The 22688-nt window shown below is 45.7% G+C and carries 22 protein-coding genes and 2 pseudogenes; 13 read left to right on the forward strand and 11 right to left on the reverse strand.

Going from position 1 to position 22688, the window contains the following annotated elements; translation table 11 throughout:
* Positions 1 to 177 precede the first annotated feature (177 nt).
* From REIFOR_RS03455 to REIFOR_RS03475, 4 genes and pseudogenes are all read left to right on the forward strand, one after another.
* Positions 178 to 819: a glutathione S-transferase family protein gene (locus REIFOR_RS03455; protein ID WP_100256238.1), complete on the forward strand. Its 642-nt coding sequence runs from the start codon at positions 178 to 180 to the stop codon at positions 817 to 819.
* Between the two features lie 163 nt (positions 820 to 982).
* Positions 983 to 1681 (forward strand): annotated as a pseudogene (locus REIFOR_RS16945) (HAD family hydrolase).
* 34 nt (positions 1682 to 1715) lie between these two features.
* Entirely contained in the window at positions 1716 to 2201 is a 486-nt protein-coding gene (locus REIFOR_RS03470; RefSeq protein ID WP_100256241.1) for a GNAT family N-acetyltransferase, read from the forward strand.
* Between the two features lie 425 nt (positions 2202 to 2626).
* A complete protein-coding gene (locus tag REIFOR_RS03475; protein WP_145980220.1) occupies positions 2627 to 3037 on the forward strand; it encodes a cytidine deaminase family protein in 411 nt (136 codons plus the stop codon).
* 98 nt (positions 3038 to 3135) lie between these two features.
* Here the strand turns inward: REIFOR_RS03475 and REIFOR_RS03480 are convergent, their stop codons facing one another.
* From REIFOR_RS03480 to REIFOR_RS03520, 9 genes are all read right to left on the reverse strand, one after another.
* A complete protein-coding gene (locus tag REIFOR_RS03480; RefSeq protein WP_158524279.1) occupies positions 3136 to 3795 on the reverse strand; it encodes an HAD family hydrolase in 660 nt (219 codons plus the stop codon).
* Between the two features lie 7 nt (positions 3796 to 3802).
* A complete protein-coding gene (locus tag REIFOR_RS03485) occupies positions 3803 to 4996 on the reverse strand; it encodes an ATP-grasp domain-containing protein (RefSeq protein WP_100256243.1) in 1194 nt (397 codons plus the stop codon).
* Positions 4986 to 6245 carry an ATP-grasp domain-containing protein gene (locus REIFOR_RS03490; RefSeq protein WP_100256244.1) on the reverse strand — a complete coding sequence of 420 codons (1260 nt, stop codon included), beginning with the start codon at positions 6243 to 6245 and terminating at the stop codon, positions 4986 to 4988. Before REIFOR_RS03490 ends, REIFOR_RS03485 begins: the two co-directional genes overlap by 11 nt.
* The gene (locus tag REIFOR_RS03495; RefSeq protein ID WP_100256245.1) at positions 6235 to 7455 is read right to left on the reverse strand and encodes an MFS transporter; all 1221 of its coding nucleotides are present in this window, start codon (positions 7453 to 7455) and stop codon (positions 6235 to 6237) included. The genes REIFOR_RS03490 and REIFOR_RS03495 overlap by 11 nt, the downstream gene beginning before the upstream one ends.
* Entirely contained in the window at positions 7452 to 8711 is a 1260-nt protein-coding gene (locus REIFOR_RS03500) for a type III PLP-dependent enzyme domain-containing protein (protein WP_100256246.1), read from the reverse strand. The genes REIFOR_RS03495 and REIFOR_RS03500 overlap by 4 nt, the downstream gene beginning before the upstream one ends.
* Positions 8704 to 9648, reverse strand: a complete 945-nt coding sequence (locus tag REIFOR_RS03505) for a phosphotransferase (protein WP_158524280.1) — start codon at positions 9646 to 9648, stop codon at positions 8704 to 8706. The genes REIFOR_RS03500 and REIFOR_RS03505 overlap by 8 nt, the downstream gene beginning before the upstream one ends.
* An 86-nt stretch (positions 9649 to 9734) precedes the next feature.
* On the reverse strand, positions 9735 to 10253 hold the full coding sequence (gene dcd, locus REIFOR_RS03510; protein ID WP_100256248.1) for a dCTP deaminase: 519 nt from the start codon (positions 10251 to 10253) through the stop codon (positions 9735 to 9737).
* Positions 10250 to 10735, reverse strand: a complete 486-nt coding sequence (locus REIFOR_RS03515) for a dCTP deaminase (RefSeq protein ID WP_100256249.1) — start codon at positions 10733 to 10735, stop codon at positions 10250 to 10252. The genes dcd and REIFOR_RS03515 overlap by 4 nt, the downstream gene beginning before the upstream one ends.
* Positions 10736 to 10753: 18 nt before the next feature.
* Positions 10754 to 11569: a class I SAM-dependent methyltransferase gene (locus tag REIFOR_RS03520; protein ID WP_100256250.1), complete on the reverse strand. Its 816-nt coding sequence runs from the start codon at positions 11567 to 11569 to the stop codon at positions 10754 to 10756.
* A gap of 1376 nt (positions 11570 to 12945) precedes the next feature.
* Between REIFOR_RS03520 and REIFOR_RS03525 the strand changes: the two genes are divergently transcribed.
* The 4 genes from REIFOR_RS03525 (at position 12946) to REIFOR_RS03540 (ending at position 15843) form a co-directional block, all read left to right on the forward strand.
* On the forward strand, positions 12946 to 13947 hold the full coding sequence (locus tag REIFOR_RS03525) for an IS110 family RNA-guided transposase (protein WP_100256237.1): 1002 nt from the start codon (positions 12946 to 12948) through the stop codon (positions 13945 to 13947).
* Between the two features lie 274 nt (positions 13948 to 14221).
* Positions 14222 to 14830 carry a hypothetical protein gene (locus REIFOR_RS03530; RefSeq protein WP_100256251.1) on the forward strand — a complete coding sequence of 203 codons (609 nt, stop codon included), beginning with the start codon at positions 14222 to 14224 and terminating at the stop codon, positions 14828 to 14830.
* 26 nt (positions 14831 to 14856) lie between these two features.
* A complete protein-coding gene (locus REIFOR_RS03535; protein WP_100256252.1) occupies positions 14857 to 15147 on the forward strand; it encodes a YciI family protein in 291 nt (96 codons plus the stop codon).
* Positions 15148 to 15480: 333 nt separating this feature from the next.
* Positions 15481 to 15843: a cupin domain-containing protein gene (locus REIFOR_RS03540; protein WP_100256253.1), complete on the forward strand. Its 363-nt coding sequence runs from the start codon at positions 15481 to 15483 to the stop codon at positions 15841 to 15843.
* 226 nt (positions 15844 to 16069) lie between these two features.
* On the opposite strand, the gene REIFOR_RS17150 is transcribed toward REIFOR_RS03540, so the two are convergent.
* Positions 16070 to 16204 carry an integrase core domain-containing protein gene (locus REIFOR_RS17150; RefSeq protein WP_145980221.1) on the reverse strand — a complete coding sequence of 45 codons (135 nt, stop codon included), beginning with the start codon at positions 16202 to 16204 and terminating at the stop codon, positions 16070 to 16072.
* A pseudogene (locus REIFOR_RS17155) lies at positions 16193 to 16542 on the reverse strand (IS3 family transposase); the annotation flags it as partial. The pseudogene REIFOR_RS17155 and the gene REIFOR_RS17150, both read right to left, overlap by 12 nt.
* 372 nt (positions 16543 to 16914) lie before the next feature.
* Between REIFOR_RS17155 and urtA the strand changes: the two are divergent.
* The 5 genes from urtA (at position 16915) to urtE (ending at position 22686) form a co-directional block, all read left to right on the forward strand.
* The gene (gene urtA / locus REIFOR_RS03550) at positions 16915 to 18198 is read left to right on the forward strand and encodes an urea ABC transporter substrate-binding protein (protein ID WP_100256254.1); all 1284 of its coding nucleotides are present in this window, start codon (positions 16915 to 16917) and stop codon (positions 18196 to 18198) included.
* Positions 18199 to 18363: 165 nt separating this feature from the next.
* Positions 18364 to 19974, forward strand: coding sequence for an urea ABC transporter permease subunit UrtB (urtB, locus tag REIFOR_RS03555; RefSeq protein ID WP_100258684.1), 1611 nt, complete (start codon positions 18364 to 18366; stop codon positions 19972 to 19974).
* The gene (gene urtC, locus REIFOR_RS03560; RefSeq protein ID WP_100256255.1) at positions 19971 to 21125 is read left to right on the forward strand and encodes an urea ABC transporter permease subunit UrtC; all 1155 of its coding nucleotides are present in this window, start codon (positions 19971 to 19973) and stop codon (positions 21123 to 21125) included. Before urtB ends, urtC begins: the two co-directional genes overlap by 4 nt.
* Positions 21125 to 21994, forward strand: coding sequence for an urea ABC transporter ATP-binding protein UrtD (urtD, locus tag REIFOR_RS03565; protein WP_100256256.1), 870 nt, complete (start codon positions 21125 to 21127; stop codon positions 21992 to 21994). The genes urtC and urtD overlap by 1 nt, the downstream gene beginning before the upstream one ends.
* On the forward strand, positions 21991 to 22686 hold the full coding sequence (gene urtE / locus REIFOR_RS03570) for an urea ABC transporter ATP-binding subunit UrtE (protein WP_100256257.1): 696 nt from the start codon (positions 21991 to 21993) through the stop codon (positions 22684 to 22686). Before urtD ends, urtE begins: the two co-directional genes overlap by 4 nt.
* Positions 22687 to 22688: the final 2 nt, after the last annotated feature.

Genomic DNA, 22688 nt, shown 5'->3' on the forward strand with positions numbered 1-22688 from the left:
CGAATAGATAAATGCAGTCACAAGACGTTACGATTATTGGGTGGCAATGCGGAGAGGGTCCATAGATAAACTGTTAAATGGCAGGAGTTAACATGAGCGACTCAGCTATGGGAGCGCATTTTCGTTGCCAAGATTTTGCGCCCAATACACACAGGGCTTAACCCGTGAAGGATTATCATGCTTGAACTTTACTATTTCCCCGATAATGCAAGCCTAGCGCCTCACTTTCTTTTGGTTGAGACGCAACTCGAATATTCGCTAAGGCTTGTTGATCGCGATTCCAACACTCAAAAATCAAAGGAATATTTGAAGCTGAATCCGGCAGGTCGTATTCCGACACTGGTGCATAACGAACTCGTTCTGTTTGAAAGCCCTGCCATCTGTATCTACATTTGTGAGCTAGACCCCAGTTCGAAATTTATTCCTCCGGTCGGACACTTCAATCGCCCGCTGTTTTTTCAATGGTTAACCTACCTTAACAACACTCTCCAAGCGGAATTCATGGTTTGGAGATATCCCGACCGTCACACCACGGATGCCAAGGGTGTCGAAGGAATCAAAGTGGCCCAAGATCTGCGATTAGTAGGGATTCTCGCTCTGTTGGACGAAGAACTTAGTAAGAAACCATTCTTGTTAGGATCTAACGTCAGCGCCTGTGACCACTTCTTGTTTATGCTGGCGTTGTGGTGCGGAAATATTTCTCGACCACCAACATCATTTGCGAACCTTAACCGTTTCATGGCTGAGATGTCGCAGAGACCTGCTATTCAAAAGGTGTGTGAAATTGAAAATATCGACTTGGACCGTTACGAAGCGTGAGATTGAAAATAGTCTGTTGAATCAAATTTATGGGCTCTAGCGAAATGCCATATAACAATTTTCTGCAATGGTCCCTTGCATGCTGCTCTCGTTTGCTGTCGCACACGTTCCCAGCCCGCAAGCGCCGCTGAGCAAGGCGTTCTATGTCAAAGAAAGGTGACTAGTGCATATATCGTTTGATTTTGACTACACATTAGCTGACTCCTCAGAAGGAGCAGTTATTTGCGCTAAATATGCACTTCGATCAATGGAAAAGCCTGAATGCTCAGATGCTGAAATAAAGAAGACTATTGGTTTAAACTTGGATGAAACGTATAAGCAGCTTGTCGGTGATTATTGTGATGACGATCTTACTATGTTCTCAAGCCTATTCCTGAGAAAGGCAGATGAAGTAGTGGTTGATTGTATTAAGTTCTATAAAAGTACAAAAGATTCGTTAGTCGAGTTAAAAGAGAATGGGCACTACATTTCGATCGTTTAAACTAAGTACACAAAACGAATTATGGAGGCTTTGGAACGAGATGGGCTAGTTGACCTAATTGATGAGGTAATTGGCGGAGACAAAGTAAAGGATTCCAAGCCATCTCCTGATGGCTTGAATATGGCCATTAGGAATTCAAAAATTGATTTGAAAAACACTCTTTATGTGGGGGATTCAAAATCAGATGGCCTAGCTGCGAGGGCTGCCGGTATTGGCTTTGTAGCTGTGCTAACGGGAATGACGGCACGCGACGACCTTAATAAATTTAACCCAATTGAAGTCATTGATGATCTAAGAGAATTAAATCAGGCGGTGCGTAGTTTTCGTAGCACCAATGAAATAGAACAAGCTGTTGCATCAGACCAAGACAAGCTTGGCTAATGAACAAGAACGTTACTGGTCATTCGGAAAACATATGACAACTGTTAAGTTATTAGAGCCAGGATATTCATCTGCTTATCGAGAAATTATACTGGAAGCTCTAAAGGAGTATCCAGAATTCTTTGGTTCTGGATATGAGCAGCAGTTAAATCTGGAAAAAATGTACTTCGAACGTCTAATTGAAGAAAAGTCAGAAAAAGGGCTAATGGTTGGTGCTTATTATGACGGCGAGCTAGTCGGTATATGTGGCGTTACATTTGAAACTGAAGTGCTTCCGAACGCCGGTGAAATAATTCAAATGTATGTTAAAGCTGATCATCAAAGCCAAGGGGTTGGTAAGAAATTAATGCGCCATATCCAAGATGCTTGTGCAACAAAAGACGTTTCAGTGCTCTTATTGGAGGTGGTTAGAGAGAACCCCGGTGCAATAAAGGTATATGAGCAGTCTGGATATATTCTAAATGAATCATTGGGCGATGATCCTAATGCAGTATTTATGACCATGGCGGTGAATCAGTAACAATCAAAGGGGTCACCCACTTTAGCACCTCGTAAAACAAGTAAAATCAGCTGGAAAACCCGGGTTTTCCCAGGCTAAAACAGCAGGCGCTATATTTGCCGGAAAACCTGCCTAATGGTCCGATATTTGAAACGTAAAGTAGCCAGTAACGTTGTACTCTTAAGTATCTGATAAAGCCGGAGCTTGCCAAAAACTATCCGCATTACGAGTAAAGCTCAATTGCTGCATAACCAGACAGCCACCCTATAATCGATCTCCGAGCATGTAACCTGATTAGGAGCACCGACTAGCACCACCCCTTTGATTTCAATACTGATCGTCCATATACTTCGATTGGGTGGGTTCCACCAATACAGTTACTTTGATTGATCACCGCGCCATTTTCAGCTGAGATTAAGAATGGGGGGGGGGTACAAGGGGTTGGTATGAATAAAAAGCCACAAATAGATGATTATCTTACTAAAATTGCATTCGAAACTGTTGGCGAGTTTCAATTGTCGACCCAGTGGTTGACGGCGGGAACAGTTGCTTGTGCCTTAAGGTGCGAGACTGAGAAAATATATACAGGAATTTGCATTGACCTAGCATGTGGGCTTGGTTTTTGTGCAGAGCACTCAGCAGTTGCAAGTATGCTTAAAGATAGGGAAACCAGAGTTCTGGAAATAGTAGCTGTCACTCAGGATAATATTATACCGCCTTGCGGTAGATGTAGAGAGATGTTGTTGCAAATCAATACTGAAAATAAAAACACTTTAGTCACAGTGCAAAATAATATTGCCGTGACACTATGTGAATTGATGCCATTTCACTGGATGGAAAGTTATAAAAAAACTTGAACTATTGGACCTGATAAATAAGTATTGCGCTAAATACCTGTTCAGATACATATGATAAATGATAATTAATTTCAACGGCTACCAGAACAATATCGACTTTATGCCAAATTGGCCCAGTTTAGCGTGAGACATTCACCGGAACGAGTAGCTTTTTCTAGTGATTTGAAGGTCACATAGCAGTCTTGCGCATTGGTTGGATCGACATGGAGGCCAGACCAGCCACACCGAATTGCCGGCGCTAAATCCTTAAGGACTGAGTCGCCAACAAACAATGCTTCAGACGGAACAATATTTTCTCTTTCCTGTAAAAGCGTAATCAGGCCATCATTGGGTTTACGCATCGCAATATTGTCATCCCCACTGGCATAACAGAAATCAAAATTTTCTATTAATTTCAAGTGATCAAGAATAGCGTGTTGGGTTACTGAAGGACCATTAGTCATAATCCCAACCTTACAGCCATATCTATCTTTAAGTTTACGAGGCAGATCCGGTACCCCGTGAAACAGTTCTTGGGCGTCTGCCCATTGTTGCGTCAGACTTTGGAATAGTAACTGTCTTTCTGATAGAGAATAGTCAGAGAAGCAATAATCCACCGCTTCCTGTCCTGAACATGGCCCATCTATAGTGATTTTTTCTAACCATCCTGGCATGACGGATTCAACAGTCTTATTGAATATATTCTTAAATATGTTATCAAATTCTTTCCGTGGGTAACACAGCGTCATATCCATATCAAATACAATAGCTTTAAACATAAGTATCCTAAATAAACATTTTATGGGTTTTAAACATAAGAAAGTCATCACGAACGTTTTCTTTCCGTTCGGAAGACACCAGATAAAAAGCACCATTCTGACTGACAGAGTCCGCTACCTGTGATGAATCTCCAGCTTCAAGATTAATGTATGATATTTCAATGGAGGATTTAAACAGGGGTACACTAACAGTTTTGATAGTTTTAATATTTGGTTTCGGAACCATAAAGTAGGTTCCATACTTCAAACGTTGGTTTGCAATACTTGGAACATAATACGGATCCATTTGGAACCGCATTGCGATGTTGGCCAAGTCAATACCGTGGGTGATTCGATGCAGAGGCACCAGTCCACCTCCAGGTGGCCTTCCCGCTATTTCCAGAAATATTATGTCTCCATCTTTCACGAACACTTCAAGATGTGTGACATGGGTTCCCCCAATTGCTGATAAAATTTCGAGATTATATCGTGAAAGAGCCTCACTTAAAGCGGAGGTATCGTCCAACTCAATTGAGCTGATGACTTTTCCCTTTTTATACTCAATGCAAGGGTAAGAGTACTCAAATGATTGACTATAGAGAATAACACCGTTAACCATAACCGAATCAATATGATACAGTTCACCGTCAATATACTCCTCAGCTTCATACTCATGAGGATTGCTAATATCCAGGTCATTAAATTGCCTTTCAGACGCTATATGATAGGTATTTCTTGCCCCATGGCCACTAATAGGTTTAATAATAAAGTCAGTACATCGAAGGTATTTTTCAATATCTGCGTAACTCAGGCCGCTATAGATCGAGCAATGCTTTGGTACGCGGAACCCCATATCACTTACTTTTGATTTCATATACAGCTTATCGCGAAAAAATTTTGAAGTTTTTAAGTCGAGACCCACTGAGCCATAAAATTCCCGAAGTTGGGCAGCAAGTAGAAAATAATTTTCTTCTGTACACACGACTCGGACAGCGGAATAACTATTAATCATATTGGTGAGTTGTTCTGTAATATAGTTAAGGGTCAAATCACGAGCACTTTGGATTAATACCACATTATCTGAAGTATCACTCCGATCAGGTAGGCGGCCAGCGGAGTCATAAAAGCAGACAATGGCATCCTGATCTACAGCGTACTGATGGTAGCTGTAGTAACGATATCTATCCTGATTAAGAATTATATAAATGGTATTAAAACTCATATTTAAACTGCCTAGCAATGTGCTCTGATTGAGCGATGAAATCGGCGACGGGGGTATTTTCCGCTTCCTGATAGCGACAGAGCACATGACCACCGTAACGAACATATCTGGAAGGGTGCACCAGCCCAACATTGTCACCTATATCAAAAGCAGGGCAAGGCATTACCGACACAGGTAGAGGTAAGTAATCTTTTGGCTCCATGTCGAAAACCACATTATGGACCGTTCCAGGTTGACAGGCCAAGCCAGTAACGACGGCTGTTACGCCTGTGTCTTGTATGTTAATGGCTATTCGTTCTCCTAGTAGTCGCTGTGTATGGTGCAAAAATAAATCAATTCCTGTCGTATGCTTTGTCATCTCCCAAATTGAAAAACCGCCCGTTCTTAGATGCCCCTCTAGCAGATATAGCTTATTCTCTTTTGTTAATAAAAATTCAGAATGGGTCGCCCCTTGCTTGTATCCTATTTGAGTATAAAAATTAGTTAAAATTATATTGATTCTCTCCCAATGATTACCATTGATGAGTTGTTTCATCGAGCTTGTCTGAATGTGAGTGGTCTCAACGAAATTTGGTGCTAGAGGCTGAGATTTTCCCGTCACGGAAATAATTTGGTGAGCTATTCTATGTACATTTTGCCCTACGTTGGAATCCAACACAGCATCTATATAACCATCGACACTGAATTCGGTCCCGTCAATGAATTGCTCCATTTGAAACGACTCGATGGCCAGATCGATTCCAGCTAGGTAACGGTCTACATCATTTTCGTTCTGCATAAGCTGTATGTCCCGACCACCAACACCTGCAGACGGTTTAATTACTGATTTTCCGTGCGCAAGTATGAAATCCATTACTTCGTGTCTGGTGGCGACACTGCAGTAGTTAGCTTCAATATCACTACAACTATTCGCAATATCCCGAGTAACAGCCTTGTTTCTTATAGTGTGAGATGCTGTTCCATTGGGGCCAGGTATATTTAAATGCTCGGCAATGCGCGCTGCACCAGGTATCGATAACTCATAATGGCTAATTACAGCGCCAAAAGGCCGTATGCGGTGTTCTCTAGTGGCAATTTCTAAGCATAATTCACTAGAAGTTACATCTGTGAAGTGCGTTTTAACTTGCGGTCTTGGCACCATCTCCTTGTGCCGCCCATTTGGCAGAAGCGCCATGACGTCGTGACCCGCCTCTACCAGTGAGTTAATTTGGTCGTAGTAGCCACCGACTACCAAAATTCTATGTGACACTAGCTGCCCCCACTTTCAATGAAGTTGCCACCTGGTGCAATAGCACTCCAGAGATGATCATCATAATGGCAATAGTTACAGTGATCGCGTCCAATGTTAACCAGTCATAGAGAATAAGCAAAACAGGCGCGATAGCTGCGGCAACTCTGAACAAGGTACTGTTAATGGATGAATAGGCACCTCTCTGCACGACCGGCAGTATTTGAGCAAACAAATCATTTCTTGAAGATTTAAAAAATAGCTCACCAACTGACAGCGTGCCAACACATAGTATAAGAAGTGTCGGAGACTTAGTCTGAAACAGTCCGCCAAAACCGACTGTCATACAGGCAATGCCGATCCACAGTTCTAAACGGGCATCGATCTGTGGTAAATACTTAATCTGCATCAAACCGCCCAAAAGCATCACAACAGCATTGACGGTGATCAGCACTCCAAAGAACGCCAACGGTAGTATTTGAACGTTCCAAACTGTCCAAAAAATATTGTCTTTTAGCATAACAACGGACAATAGTGTGATTGATCCCACCTCAACAGTTAATTGCAGTGTCGAAGCAAGCGAAAACGCGGCAAATCTTCTATCGCTCCTGAGCAAGTGCAGAGGAAGTTTCTTAATGCTCCAATCAGATAGGCGCAAATTTCTATCGCTGATGGTATGTTTAAAGAAGCGAATGATAAACAGGTCTAGTAATGAAATAGTGAACATCAGCGTAAAGAAAACCGGTTTATGTTCAATGAAGAAAACACCCCCAATGAGGAAGCCGATCAGAACCGTCAAGTTCCACACCCAATAGTGAAGCCTCATGATTAGCTTTCGATTTAGGTCATTCATGTTGTCATATAGCAGAGCATCCCCTGCTGGACGCCCATAAGCAGAACCCGCTGAATGCAGCATGAATCCAAAGGCAGCTAGCACATAGTTTACCTCCGACTGCAAAAAAGCTGCCCACAGTAGTATGGCACCTCCAAGTCTGACCCATTCACCGTACAAAAGAATTCTTTTTCGACCGATTTCGTCTGAATGTGTACCGCCACTAAGCCCAATCAATAGTGCTACAGAACCGCATAAAATCATGACGCTGCCAGAAACCGTCGCGCCAATCCCCAGAGTCAAAACCGCTGCAAAAAAAGGCTTAATAAGATTCCCAACGGTTCCACCAATAAACAACTGTAGAAGGCGCAATTTAATGGTAGTGTTTAAAAGACTCATACGGTCGTTTCCAGCCGATTCATCCAACTCAATTTCGACTGATCTGCAGAGAAGATGGTTGTCAGCACATTATCTAAATCTAAAAAATAGGTAGTATGAAAGGGTTGAAACCACTGATGTTCAAGGCTCAGGGTATATGCTCCAGCATTTCCAATTAGCACCTGATCCCCAATCTGTGGTGGAGAGGACATCGCAACTTCATCTACAATAGTGTTTGCAGGGCTCAATACACGATCAGAAAAAGTTACTTTTACCGTTTTCGGATACTCTGATTGATCATCAGACTGGATACTTAGTCGATCATCCTGAATAAGTCGGTACCTTTTACTCGGTGTAGGTACCAATAAGTTTGTTCCCACATCAACAATACAGTGGTGCAGTTCGGTTCTGACTCTTTGTCCTATGACTTTAGTGATGCAAATACCGCAGCTATTGATTAAAGCTCTGCCCGGTTCAAAAATCATCTTCCTGTTGGGCAGTAGGACACTAAATTCCTGACTGAGACTTCTCATGAGATTTCTGGTGTCATCGTGGCATAGTGATTCCAATCCGCCACCAATATCACAAATGGTTAGGTCGAAGTCGCTTGTGGCTTCAATTGATTGAACTAACTTGGCCATTTTATGGAACATTTTTTTGTATTCATCCGTGGTCGATTGGTGAATCAACTGATGGCAGTGCAGTCCACTTACTTTTAGATGTTCAGATTCTTGAAGTACAGCAAGACAGCGGTACATCTCATTGCTATGGGCGATAATACCCAATTTACTGTTCCGGCCGTTATACCCAATTTTGGAGTTCAAACCAGGAAACGAAATGCGCATTAATATCTGAGTAGCAAACTTAGGAGGGTGTAGTTTATAGTATTCACTAATACTGAAGGCATCATTAAGCGAATTGATAACCAGTAAGTCTTGTTTCGATTCCAAGTTTAAAAAAACAGATGCTTCAGGACACAGGCCAGAAAAGATAACCGGTATCCGATATTCGAATAATGCACGAATATGTTTTAGTTCATGAAGTGACATAACCTCAAATCCTGATATTCCGAATTTCACTAGGGCTTTCAAAATCCTGGGTTCATAGGAAGCTTTAATAGGAAAATAGACATCGCCATCAATGTATGAATTCTTGATAGGTGCAATAATTGCTGAACATTGGTTAGAAAGGATCTTCTCACTGTAAATGAAACCCGGTGTTTTTCCGTCTAGTTTGATTAGAATTTCAGATAACACGTTTTTATGTGGTTCATACACAACTAAAGTCCCTTAAAATTATTTGGAGCTGCTGTCGAATAAGGTAAAATGAGTCTATCGAGGTTTGCGCTTGTATTATAGTGAAATCACCTCGCACAGCCCCCAGTACCATATGTTCTACCCAAGTCAACTGGTAGAATTTAATAAATAACTCTACATTAATAGGCTCGACCTGTTCACCTGATTCGGATCTGAAATACCCTTGAAGCAGGTCCTGAATGAATAAAGGGTTCAACGATATCCGCTGGCGGCTTGCCAAGTGGCTGCTATTGTTTTGGTAATTTAGCTGTGCAAAGGTTAGGCATAGACTGGCAATATCATAATAAATAGAGCCAACAGATATGTTATCGAAATCAAGGAAAACACATTTATTGGTTTTTTGATAGATAACATTAGAAGGAGATATATCGCCGTGAATTATTTGTACTTGAGAAGGTGAATGTGCGACTTCTGCTATTAAATTGATAAAAGGTTTAAGCAGTGCACTAAGTTGTAATGAACTTTTATTTACATCGTAACTGAATTTCAAAAGGTCGAAAGAAATCGATATTCTTGGATCGCTAGCTATGTTTATGGCAGCCAGACTATTATGTAATAAGGCTAGCTGCTGGCCTATAATTTCAGCCTCCTTATTTATAGTCCACGGGATAAAGCCTTCAACTACAGGCATCAAGACATACCACTGATCGCCGGATATAAAATGAAGCCTATCATTTTCTCCTTTAACAATGGGGACTAGCGTAGGGTCCAGTTTGTTACTCTTTCGAACGACATTAGCGGTAAACAAGCAACGTTCTTGATTTAAATATAACGGCCGTTCTTTAAGAATAAAATGATTCCCTGAGTTGATATCTCGTAAAAGAATCTTATTTGAAGTTTTGGTTTCCGCAATCGACACCGAGCCCTTATTACCCGTACCGATAGTCGATAATGACATTCCATAGAAGTCCGACAAACTGCACATAAATTTACAATTCGAATTTTCCAGTTGAATAGTACCGTTAGCAATGAACATTAATTACCTCAGACGTAATCTAGGTAGGTTAGGCTGGCTACCGGTCCCGTAGATCCCTGGTATTTCCCTTCATATAATTTAATTTCGCCATATGGTACCCAAAAAGTAACCTGGCCGATCAACATGCCCGAAAAGATCTTTATCGGTAATGTAGCATATAGCTGAAATGTAATTTTACCAATTGAACCAATATCGATTAAGTCGGCTGTGACATGAACAAATAGTCCCGCTCTTGCAGTTCCAGACTTTGCATGAATGATAGGAACATAGTGTTCACTGCCTACGCGCTCCTGGGACTCACAAAGGATGAAATCTCCTTTATTAAGCAGAAGCCCTTCTTTTGGGATTTCCTTCATTTGAAAGCTGGGTTTTTCAAATGGGTCGATAATTTGCTCATCATAAACTATGTAGTTAGATCCCAATGCGAGGTCGTAGGAATTTGAAGTAACACGCTCTTCGCAGAACGGATCCAAGATAATCAACCCTTTGGATGCTTCATCGCTAATTTTTCTACCTGTGAGAATCATATATATCCTTCCGTTGGCATGTTGAAGTTTGCAAAAGTCTTCCCGTAGCAATTGATTTCCCCAAAATTATGCCAAAAGGATATTTGACCAATGATCATATTGGCATACAGCCGAATAGACTGAGTAGCGACAAGCTCAAGGGTCCATTGGTGGCACGACGTGGTGTGTCCCAGATCAGCGCTGACCTGAAGAAACAATCCGTATCTACCTAATGAACTCCGTCCTATCAGACGCATCGCATATCTATTGCTTCCTAAAACCTCTTTTGTATGTCCTAAATACATCTTATGTGGTTCAAGTACGTAGCCTTTTTTAGGAATTAAGACAGATCTAAACTTTTCCTGTTGTTCATCATATACTTTAAGAGACGATCCCAAACGGTAGTTATAGCTGTTTGGGTTTACCTGACTCAAAGCAAATGGGGAAATTACAATATTATTCATCTCGATTTGTCGACGCAGTTCGTTACCCGTCAGAATCATCTTTGTCCCTATTAGCTTTTAGAAGAGTTCAACATACCTAGCAGGATATTCTGCTGACTGATACCCTAGCACCATAACGCAATATTTTTGATATTCTCGCAACTGATTTGACATAGTCTTAATGCCCATTAAACGGTCATAACAAGCTTCAATGATTTCCTCACTGTATGTCGGTACCGTATTTTGGAGCCGAGCAATCGTCGATTTGCAGTAGTGAGCTAACTCTGCCTCCGTTTCCATATAAATGTCCAAACGATCTTCATATTCAATACGAAGCCCTTCATAAATGCTTACAACGTCTTTATAACCAGCATTGGTTGGGGTGATTCCAAATACGGATTCAGCATCTCGCAAAATAGAATCGGGCACCGGTCTTTCAACATAGAAGGGGCAGACAAGTATCTTTCCTTCTTTTTTAAATGCTTGAAGAGAGTGCTTCAGCATGTCAGGTGGTGACGGAAAAAACTGAAGGGCTGCACCAAAAATAACGTGCGTGAAGCCGTTGTCTAATGGGTATTGGGTTGCATCATAGTGTTCAAAAGAAATTCGACCACTCAAGCCCATATCTTTTGCATTTGTTTTCGATCGCTCGACGGATCGTTCTGAAATGTCTATTCCCAGCCCGGTAGAACCGGTCCTTTGAGCAATATTTAAAATCGAAAAACCTGTCGTGCTGGCGAATTCAACTATTCGACTGGTCTCATCGATATCGGAGTTTTTGATCCATCGGGTCAGTGTGCTGTATGAACCAGGAGGAACATTGGTTTGATTGACTAATGCAACAAAGTCTGTGTATGAAAGTGAAAAAACAGCCTCACGGTTTAGTATTTTCATTTACATTATCCTAGCAAAGATTTCTTATCGTATCACCGTAGATAAGGAAATCGTATTTGTTGGACAGCATTACCCCCTCTGACTAATAGAATGTCGGATTTATGTGGGTAAGGGTTTTATCTTCTTTAAATGTATTGATTGTTGGCTGTTAACTTAACTTAATCATAATTAATGGGGATTTAATGTCCCTAGAATTCATTGCAAAGCCTAGTTTAGCCAAGGATCTGGATCTTATTGGGGGTTATGTTAGCCGTCAATATACGTAAATCTAAAACAGTGATGTATATCACAATGTTTGGGATGTAATTTACCTTTCATGTAGTTAAGTGACTGTGTAGAGATAATGTCGGGTGACTGCCCGGTTAAGCGGCCACCTACCCTAGAAACGACTCCGAGAGTGTGCCCTGAATCGCATCCCTGACTAGCACCACCCCAACTATTCAAACCATAATGAAAAACTTCCTGCCGGTGCCGCCTATGTCTTTTCCTCGTAAACAGAAATTTGTATTTTTTGTGACGAGACCTAATCGACCTAAACGGACACTCACTTTCGGCTTAAACGGACACCCGGCTTAAACGGCTTAAACGGCTTAAACGGATACCCGCGGGCTTAAACGGACACCCACTTTAGCACCCAGATATCCGGGCTTAAGCGGACGGGGCTTAAACGGACACCCACTTTAGTACCCATATATCCGTGCCCTGGCGCAGTAACTCCGTAGCAATAAATGCCGAAACGTATGACAGCCAATGCATTGGGCAGAGAAACACCCGCCTAGCCGGAATAGGTATCGCTCGCTAACTGCCTTTCGACAAATCCGATTTGCTGCTTTAGGCTCGGAATAAAGTCGTAAAACCTCCCCAACCCGGAGACCGCTCCCATACATCAATTGAGTACAGAGTTGCGGGGTAGCACTTAACCGATCAATGATACGGCTCGCCTCATCTCAAGAGTACGACAGGAACTCGTTCCACGTGAACTGCGTCGCAAAATCTCTAAGAATCTGCTGGAAAAGCCGGGTTTTTCCGGGCTAAAACGGCAGACGCCGGATTTGCCGGGAACGCTGTCTAATTGTTCGATATAGAATGCGCCGGGTAGAAAGACATGAATCATAGATAAGTACTTGTTTTATAAGAAAATTATTGAAATGTTCTTGCAACACTCATCGACTCCATGTGCGGTTTTTGCCTTGCATGATTAATTGACAGAAACCCGTGCAGGCGGCAGACTGGTTGCCTTACAGTCGGTTTTGGGTCTTTGTTATTTAAAGCAAAAGCGGAACCCGGCAAAAACGGCTAAAGCCGAGTAATAATGGTATGGACTTCTCTCCTGTATACTGTGACTCACCAAAGTGAGGAACCGTGAGGAGAGCATCATGAAAGACGTCGCAGCTTTTTGTGGGATTGATATAGCCAAGCACTTAATCTCAGTCCACCTTGAAAATGAAGACCGGAAAGTAATCAGTCAAAAAAACATGCGCCGAGACAGCGTATTGACATTTTTTTCGAACATGCCTCCTTGTTTAATTGGTATCGAGTCATGTGGTGGTAGTCAGCATTGGGCAAGAGAATTAAGAAAGTTTGGTCACGATGTTAGACTGATGAATGCAAAGTACATCATTCCATATCGACGTAAAGGTAAGAATGATTTAAACGATGCCGAAGCAATTTGTGAAGCGGTATCGCGACCAAGTATGAAATTTGTTGCTGTCAAAACAGAGCAGCAACAATCTATATTGATGGTGCATCGTTTACGGCAACAATGTATATCGCATAGAACGTCGCTGAGTAACCAAGTTCATGCGTATTTATTGGAGTTTGGCATATCGCTTCCGAAAGGTGCCAAAGCGATCCATAAAAACCTGAGCGCTATATTTGAGAACTGTGAGTTAAACCCTTTAGTTGTCGAAATGCTGCATGAATTGCTCGCGGCCATAGCAAGAGAAGAAGAGCGAGAAGCATACTTTAATAAACGCATAGCGGATTGGGTGAAGCACGACGAGCGAGCCAAGGCTTTGCTTAAATTGGACGGAATAGGTCCCTTGAGTGCCTCGGCCATTGTTGCTACAGCGGGTGATCCGTCCTTCTTTGAAAATGGTCGGCAGTTTGCGGCCTGGCTCGGATTGGTGCCACGGCAATATTCGAGTGGGGGAAAGAGTAAGCTAGGTGGGATTACCAAAGCAGGTGATCGATATTTAAGGACATTGCTGATTCACGGAGCCCGATCGGTTTTACTGATGGCGAGTCGAGGGAAAGGACAACAGCGTGAATGGGTCAATCAGTTGAGAACGCGGCGCCCTGAGAATGTTGTTGCAGTAGCAATGGCGGCAAAACAAGCACGTATGACCTGGGCGATCATGGCCGGTAAAGTAGTTTGAAACTAAAATGAATTATAGATAATAGGATCTTCAACGATTTGCGCACAATGAGATGAATGTCAGCCAGACTGACTGTATTAGGCCCTGATGACAGCTTTGATACTTAGATGTCGTAGTAATAATGAGGGCAATGCAGGCAAAAACCATCTTGGTTACTCTCAAGAGTGAAACCGTATAGATAAGTGCAGTCACAAGACGTTACGATTCTTGGGTGGCAATGCGGAGAGAGTCCATAGATAAGCTATTAGGTGTAGCCAGAGCATAGGGGATATTTATGGACGATATGTTAAAAATCATAGGTGCTTTAGCTAGCCTTTTTGCTATATACAAGTTGGTTGTCGAAGTTGTGTTGACAAAATTTATCCGGAGAAAGGACGAGTATTCTTTTGCAAAGAGTTATATTCTTGACCTTGAAGGGGGTAGCGAGCACCTATATACCTTGGAAAAAGGTTTTTTTGCTCTAACCGGAAAAATCTATTCTATCCCAGAGATAAAATTACTACTTTCCCAGTCTAGCCCATCAATGATGATAAACTTACGAAGAGATTGTTCTAGCTTTGTAACGTTTAACGAAGAGTTAAATATTTATGAGTGGAAAGGGCGGTATTCCAATGAGTTTATACAAAGGTATGCAGGAAACTGGTATTTCCTCTGGTACATGGTAACAGCGTCTTTAGCTCTTTTACCTGTTTATGCTTCTGGACTTTATAGCTTAAACAGTTTGCCAGTGGCGGCATTTTCAGCATCCCTGCTTGTAGTAGCTGTTTCTTGCTTAGTTCAGCAGTCGAACCTTAGCAATACTAAAAAATTCATGCGAGAAATTGTTCATCCATCACCTAACAATTTAAGCCAGCAGGACGCCGCAAGCGGCGCCGCTGCTTAAGGCGTTATGTTTAAAGGAGAACATCCATGCGCTTAGCATGTATCTTTACGGACAAAATCGAGATGAATGAGCATCGAAAAATGTATGGTTCAGATCATTTGAATTACCTTAAAGAGAACAATAAGGAAATACTAATTGGTGGTGGTTTCAGGGACGAGGTTGATGGCCAATTTGTAGGTGGGATGTGGATCTTGGAGGTTGCTTCTTTTGAACGCGCTACAGAACTAATAGAAAACGATCCATATTTCGTACCTGAGTTAAGATCATATAAATTAAAATTATGGGGCAAGGCATGTGACGAGCCAGTTGTCTTATAAAGATAGCAAACCAAGGCTACGCAGGGCAATACACCCCTGAGCGCCTGGCCTTGGACTCAATCATGCTTCGCGCGTTTTCGCCATAGCTTAGTATAAATAACAGGAAATAACAGGGGTCAGAGCCATTGATTTCATCCCGACCCCGACCCAAATAATGCACATGCTATTAGATGCAATGAGAAGGCAGGGTTTAAGTTCTATCAATTGGATCGGTCAAGCGGGCAAGGAGCCTATATGATGAGATTGGCTGCCAATGCATAATAATCATAGGCAATGGACGCGTAAAAGCCCGCGAAACTTCTGCAAGCGTTAACTTAGTAAAAGGGATATTTCATGACATACCAAGCTATAAATTTCAGCAGTAAATTTAAACTGTTTAATGAACAGTGGTCTCCGAAAGTTATTGCAGAAATGAATGAATACCAGTTTAAGTTAGTTAAAGTAGAGGGTGACTTCACTTGGCACGATCACAAGGATACTGACGAGACCTTTATTGTATTAGATGGAAAAGTAAGAATTGATTTTAGGGATGGCTTTGTAGAACTTAGTAGCGGAGATATGTATGTCATCCCTAAGGGTAAAGAGCATAAGCCATTCTCTGAAGGAGAAACGAAGATATTAATAATTGAACCTAAAGGGGTTATGAATACAGGTGATGAGGTTAGTGAACGTACTTCAGAAGATACTTGGATCTAAGCCAGTTAACAAGGCGCTGTTGGTCTGCCCGAATTTCCGCTACGCGGCGGGCAATGGACTCGCTGACGCTCGCCCCAAAGCTTAGCGTTACAATGCATGAAGAACGGTAATCCCCCCATCTTTAACCGACATCAAAAGTAGTGTCCTGTACAGCTAACACCAACCTCATTTCGTGTATTATTCCGCCAATTGCCATATTGTTCCGTTCATTGTCATAGGTCCACAATCACCCTGTTGTGTGATCTCGGACTCCTTCAATACACCCGAACAAATATTGGCCCAACCCGTCGTATCGATCTGTGCGGTTAGACCGCTCGATGTAGGCATTCTGTTGTGGATTGCCGGCTTGCAGAAAGTCCATTGACCAGCATTCGTTGGCACCGTCCGGTACGGCCAACGCCTGGGTTTTTTCTCAAACGAGACGTTCCCTGCGCTTAATCCTGAGATTCAGCGTCAGTCGACTACGCCAATCGGCGATCTGCGCACCTCAGGCCAGTCGGCTATTGCCCCCCTAATGTTCAACCCCATTCAGCGCCACCTCCTCTAACCGAGATGGCTTTACCACTTTTTTTGCAGTGCTTCCTAAGCGATTTCGTACTTGAGTCGCTCTTCCGCATACATCTTCCTCAGTCCCCGGTTCTCATCTTCAAGCTCTTTCAGTCTCGCGATCAGCGAAGCGTCCATACCACCGTATTTGGCCGTCTGAGTATTTTGATCTGTTCATGCAGAATCCCCTTGTGCACACATTACGAGTAAACCCTACTGTTGGCATCTGTTAATGCCTGGGGGGATTACCCACCCAGGGGAACCATTAAACGGGTAGTTGGGTTGTTGGGTAGCTTGGTAGTAGGTGAGCAGTTCCTGTCGACCGAACGCCCGGCGAGGCGGTGTATAGCGAAGCACCATACGTCAAATGACGTACCCAAGGGGGGCAATCACCTTATGGTCTCATTTCCCCAAAGCCCTATGATTGGCCCCAATTGAGCAAACCCATCAGGTACCAACCTGCTCTTTGTATGCTAGGGGCGCACTTAATGCCGCTTAGCTCTGCTACCGAACCGGAGAATCCAGATGAAATTGAAAACCATTATGACAGGTGCTGCTTTCGCTGTTTCAGCGAGCATTGCCGCCACTGCTTTTGCCGCCGAGACCATTAAGGTCGGGGTGCTGCACTCATTGTCGGGCACCATGGCTATTTCTGAATCCACCCTGAAAGACACGGTGTTGATGATGATCGAAGAACAGAACAAGAAGGGCGGTTTGCTCGGTAAGCAGTTGGAAGCCGTGGTTGTAGACCCCGCCTCTAACTGGCCGCTGTTCGCCGAGAAGACGCGTGAGCTGATCACCCAGGAACAGGTTGATGTTATCTTCGGTTGCTGGACTTCCGTATCGCGTAAGTCTGCCTTACCGGTCTTGGAAGAGCTTAACGGCCTGTTGTTCTACCCGGTACAGTACGAAGGCGAAGAGTCGTCTAAAAACGTCTTCTACACCGGTGCTGCGCCCAACCAGCAAGCCATTCCTGCAGTCGATTACCTGATGAACGATATGGGTGTAGAACGTTGGGTTCTGGCCGGTACCGACTATGTCTACCCGCGTACCACCAACAAGATCCTTGAGGCGTATCTAAAGTCTAAGGGTGTGGCCGATGCCGACATCATGATCAACTACACGCCGTTCGGTCATTCCGATTGGCAGTCGATTATTGCCGATATCAAAAAATTCGGTAACGCGGGCAAGAAAACCGGTGTGGTCTCTACTATTAACGGCGATGCCAATATTCCCTTCTACAAAGAACTGGGCAACCAGGGCATCTCCGCCGAAGACATCCCAGTGGTGGCCTTCTCGGTTGGTGAAGAAGAGCTGAGCGGTTTCGATACAGCCCCTCTGGTCGGTCACTTAGCAGCCTGGAACTACTTCCAGTCGGTTGAATCCGATGCTAACGATGCCTTTATCGCGCAATGGAAAGAGTTTACCGGTAACCCAGATCGCGTCACCAACGATCCAATGGAAGCGACGTACATCGGTTTCGAAATGTGGATTGATGCCGTCGAGAAGGCCGGTACTACCGATGTCGATAAGGTTGAGCAAGCGATGATCGGTCTGTCGGTTCCGAACCTGACCGGCGGTATGGCCACCATGGGTAAGAATCACCACCTGAGCAAGCCGGTGTTAATCGGTGAGATCCAGGACGACGGCCAGTTCGAAGTGGTCTGGGCAACCGAAGGCGAAGTAGCAGGTGATGCCTGGTCAGACTTCCTGCCAGAGTCTAAGCCACTGATCGCCGATTGGACTGCACCAATTGAATGCGGTAACTACAACACTGAGACCAAAACCTGTTCAGGCCAAAACTTCTAAGCGGGCCGAGGGCTAAGGGCACCACTGCTGGTGTCCAACCCCTCCAGCTGAAGTTTAAACTTGCAACAAGGTGGTAAAACCAATCGCGATCGAGGTGCAAACCTCGGTGGCGATTTTCCCATTCACCACGCCTTACCCATCCGTCATCGACAACTGGACCAATCCATGTTTCGAATCGCCCAACTTACCAAATTCTATACGCTGCTGAGCGCGCTCTTGTTTAGCCTCAGCATCGGGTCTGTGCATGCGGAGTCACGCACCGACCTCTATGAACAGCTGACCGGTGCCAAACTCAGTGAAGTGGTGCCCATTCTCAAACAGTTAGAAGATAGCCGCGATGAAAATTTCCTATCTCTGATCCAGGAGATGGTTGACGGCAATCTTTATTACGATAAAACCACGCTAGCGTTGCGCGTAATCAACAAGGTTGATGGCGTTAAGATCGTGACCGACCCTTTGACCGGGGCCACCCTTGAGGTTGAAAGCGGAAACTTAAAAAAAATCCGTGTTAACAACAGCGTCCGAGTTTATATCCGTGGCGCCAGTGCGCGGGTGCAGTTAACGCAGGGCAACGCCAAACAGCGCTTCGGCGCGGTGCGCGATCTGTTCGCCAAGATGGACGCCGACACACTGCAGCTTATTACCGAATTACGCGTTACCGAAAGCAGTAAAAAGGTTCAGGGCGCCATGGACCTGGTGATCGCCATGGACCAGGCCAAACAAAACGCCGACCCGGAACTAAGAGTCGCTGCCATTAACCTGCTCGCTACCAGCTTGGAGCCCGATGTGCGCAATCTGCTGACGGCGTTGGCCGATCCCGCCGATGAGACCATCGTCGGCATCAGCGCCCGCGCTGCGTTGGAAGGTATTGAAGGTAAGGTTGCCTTCTATAACAAGGTCGATACGCTGTTCTTCGGTCTCAGCCTCGGCTCGGTGCTGCTGTTGGCGGCCATTGGCCTGGCCATTACCTTCGGGGTGATGGGCGTGATCAATATGGCCCATGGCGAGATGATTATGCTCGGTGCCTACACCACCTATGTGATCCAGCTGCTGCTGCCCAATGCCATCGATATCTCAATCTGGGTGGCCATTCCGGCGGCCTTCTTGGTCTCCGGTGCCATGGGTGTCCTAATAGAGCGCACGGTGATTCGCTTCTTGCACGGCCGGCCGTTGGAGACGCTGCTGGCGACCTTTGGCATCAGCCTGATCCTGCAACAGCTGGTGCGCACCATCTTTTCGCCGCTCAATCGCCAGGTCAATACCCCGTCCTGGATGAGCGGTCAGCTGGAAATCAATCCGGTCCTGTTTTTAACCCTGAATCGTTTCTATATCTTCGTCTTCGCCCTGCTGGTCTTTGTGTCTTTGGTGGTGTTGTTGAACAAGACCAACCTGGGCCTGCATGTCCGGGCGGTATCGCAAAACCGTAATATGGCGCGCGCCATGGGCATTAAAACCGCTAAGGTCGATGCGCTCACCTTTGGCCTGGGTTCGGGTATTGCCGGCATTGCCGGTGTTGCTCTGAGCCAGCTCACGAACGTCGGCCCGAACCTGGGACAGAGCTATATTATTGACTCCTTTATGGTGGTGGTCTTTGGCGGGGTCGGCAATTTACTTGGCACGCTGGTCGCGGCCTTTACCCTGGGCATTGCCAATAAGATCTTCGAACCCATTACCGGTGCCGTACTGGCCAGTATTCTGGTGCTGGTGTTTATTATTTTGTTTATTCAGAAACGTCCGCAAGGTTTGTTTCCTCAACGAGGGCGGGCCGCCGAATGACTACCTTAACAGCCCTATTACAGCACCAACTTTTTAAACGTTCTAGTGAGCCGGGCGCCGCGGTTATGCCCTTCGTAGTCTTGCTCTTTGGCGTCACGCTCTTTGCCTCGGTCGGTAATCTTTGGTTTGCCGAGGGCAGTCTGTTTTATGTCTCGACCTACACCATTACCCTGCTCGGCAAGTACCTGTGCTATGCGCTCTTAGCCTTGGCGGTCGATGTGGTTTGGGGCTATTGCGGTATTCTCAGTCTGGGTCATGCGGCTTTTTTTGCCCTGGGCGGTTATGGCATGGGCATGTATCTGATGCGCCAGATTGGCGATCGGGGTGTCTATGGCAATCCGCTGTTGCCGGACTTTATGGTCTTCCTCAGTTGGGACAAACTGCCCTGGTATTGGACCGGCTTCGACAACCTGGCCTTTGCTGTTTTGATGGCGCTCTCGGTGCCGGCCCTGCTGGCCTTTGTCTTCGGTTGGTTGGCCTTCCGTTCGCGGGTGACCGGGGTCTATCTGTCGATCATGACTCAGGCCCTGACTTATGCGTTGATGCTGTCCTTTTTCCGCAATGAGATGGGCTTTGGCGGCAACAATGGTCTAACCGACTTTAAGGATATTCTCGGCTTCAGTTTGCAGAGCGATACCACGCGCGTTTTCCTCTTTGCCACCACGGCAACGCTGCTGGCGATCATCCTGGTGGTCAGCCAGGCGATTATGAATTCCCGGTTCGGCAAGGTCATCCTCGCGGTGCGCGACAGCGAAGGGCGGGCGCGTTTCTTGGGCTATCGCACCGAGCGCTATAAGGTCTGGCTATTCGTCTACTCGGCCATTATTGCCGCCCTGGCCGGTGTGCTCTACGTGCCGCAGGTCGGCATTATTAACCCCGGTGAATTCACCCCGATCAACTCCATCGAGGTGGTCATCTGGGTCGCTATCGGCGGACGGGGCACCCTGATTGGTGCCGTGCTCGGCGCGTTGCTGGTGAACTACGCCAAGACCCGACTGACTGCGATCTTTCCCGAGGCCTGGTTGTTTGCCCTCGGCGCACTCTTTGTCTTGGTAACCCTATTTTTACCCAAGGGCCTGTTTGGTTTCTTCGCCGACATGCGGGCCCGCTTCGCGCGGCCGTCCGTTGTCAACCCAGAGGAGACACGCTAATGGAACTGATTGATAACACACGGGAAGTCTTCCGGCGCGATCGGGTTTGGGCCTTCATGTTACCCAAACCGGTCAAAGTTGACGTAGCGAAAGAGATCATTCTCTACATCGAAGATCTGTCGGTTAGCTTCGACGGCTTTAACGCCATCAATAACCTCAACCTCTATATCCGCGATGGCGAATTGCGCTGCCTAATCGGTGCCAATGGCGCCGGCAAAACCACGCTGATGGATATCATTACCGGCAAGACCCAGCCCGACTCCGGTTCGGTCTGGTTTGGCCAAACCCATAATTTGCTGGAACACGACGAGGCCGCCATCGCCCATCTGGGCGTTGGCCGCAAGTTTCAAAAGCCGACCGTGTTTGAAGCCCAGTCGGTCTTTACCAATCTGGAACTGTCGCTGAAAACCAATAAGGGTGTGCTGCCCACTCTGTTCGCGCGTTTGGGCGCCAGCCAACGTGCGCGCATCGATGAGGTCTTGTTGACCATCGGCCTGACCGAACAGCGCGATCAGGACGCGGGCTCGCTCTCGCATGGCCAAAAACAGTGGCTGGAAATAGGCATGTTGTTGGCTTCAGACTCTCGACTACTCTTAGTGGATGAGCCGGTCGCCGGCATGACTGCCGAAGAAACCGAAAAGACTGCTGCCTTGCTGATCTCCTTAGCCGGTAAGCATACGGTGGTGGTGGTCGAACACGATATGGAATTCGTGCGCAGCATTGCTCGTACCGTCACCGTATTGCATCAGGGTGCGGTGTTGGCTGAAGGCACCATGGATGAGATCCAACGCAATAAGGCGGTTATCGAGGTCTACCTGGGTGAAGAGCAGGCCGACAGTGAAACGGCAACAGCGGGAGTGGCGCAATGATCCGTATTAATCAGGTCGACCAGCGTTACGGCGGCACGCAAATTCTATGGGGTCTTAACCTCGATATCGCCGAGGGTTCTTGCACCTGCATCATGGGTCGCAATGGCGTGGGTAAGACTACCTTACTCAAAACCTTGATGGGCCTGCTGCCGATCAGCGCCGGTGAAATTCTGCTGCAAGGCCAGGCGTTGCACACTCAGACTGCGGAACAGCGCGCACCCTTGGGCATCGGTTATGTACCGCAAGGCCGGGAGATTTTCCCGCTGCTCACGGTGGAAGAAAATCTGCGTCTGGGCTTACCGGTCCGTACCGACAAGGCCAAAGACATACCGGACAAAATCTTCGAACTGTTTCCGGTCTTGCACGACATGCTGGCCCGACGCGGTGGCGATCTATCCGGCGGTCAGCAACAGCAGTTGGCAATCGGCCGGGCCTTGGTGATCGACCCTAAGGTGTTGATCCTCGATGAACCGAACGAGGGTATCCAGCCCAACATCGTCAAGCAGATTGGCGATGTCATCCTAAAGCTGAACGCAGAAGAGGGTCTGACGGTGATTTTGATTGAACAGAAGCTCGGCTTTGCCCGGCGCGTCGGTAAGGAATTCCGGCTCATGGAAAAAGGCCAGATCGTCGCCGCCGATAAGATGGATAACCTCAATGACGAACTCATTCGTCAGTACCTGGCGGTATAACG

Origin of the sequence: Reinekea forsetii (genome assembly GCF_002795845.1) — a bacterium.
GTDB lineage: Bacteria > Pseudomonadota > Gammaproteobacteria > Pseudomonadales > Natronospirillaceae > Reinekea > Reinekea forsetii.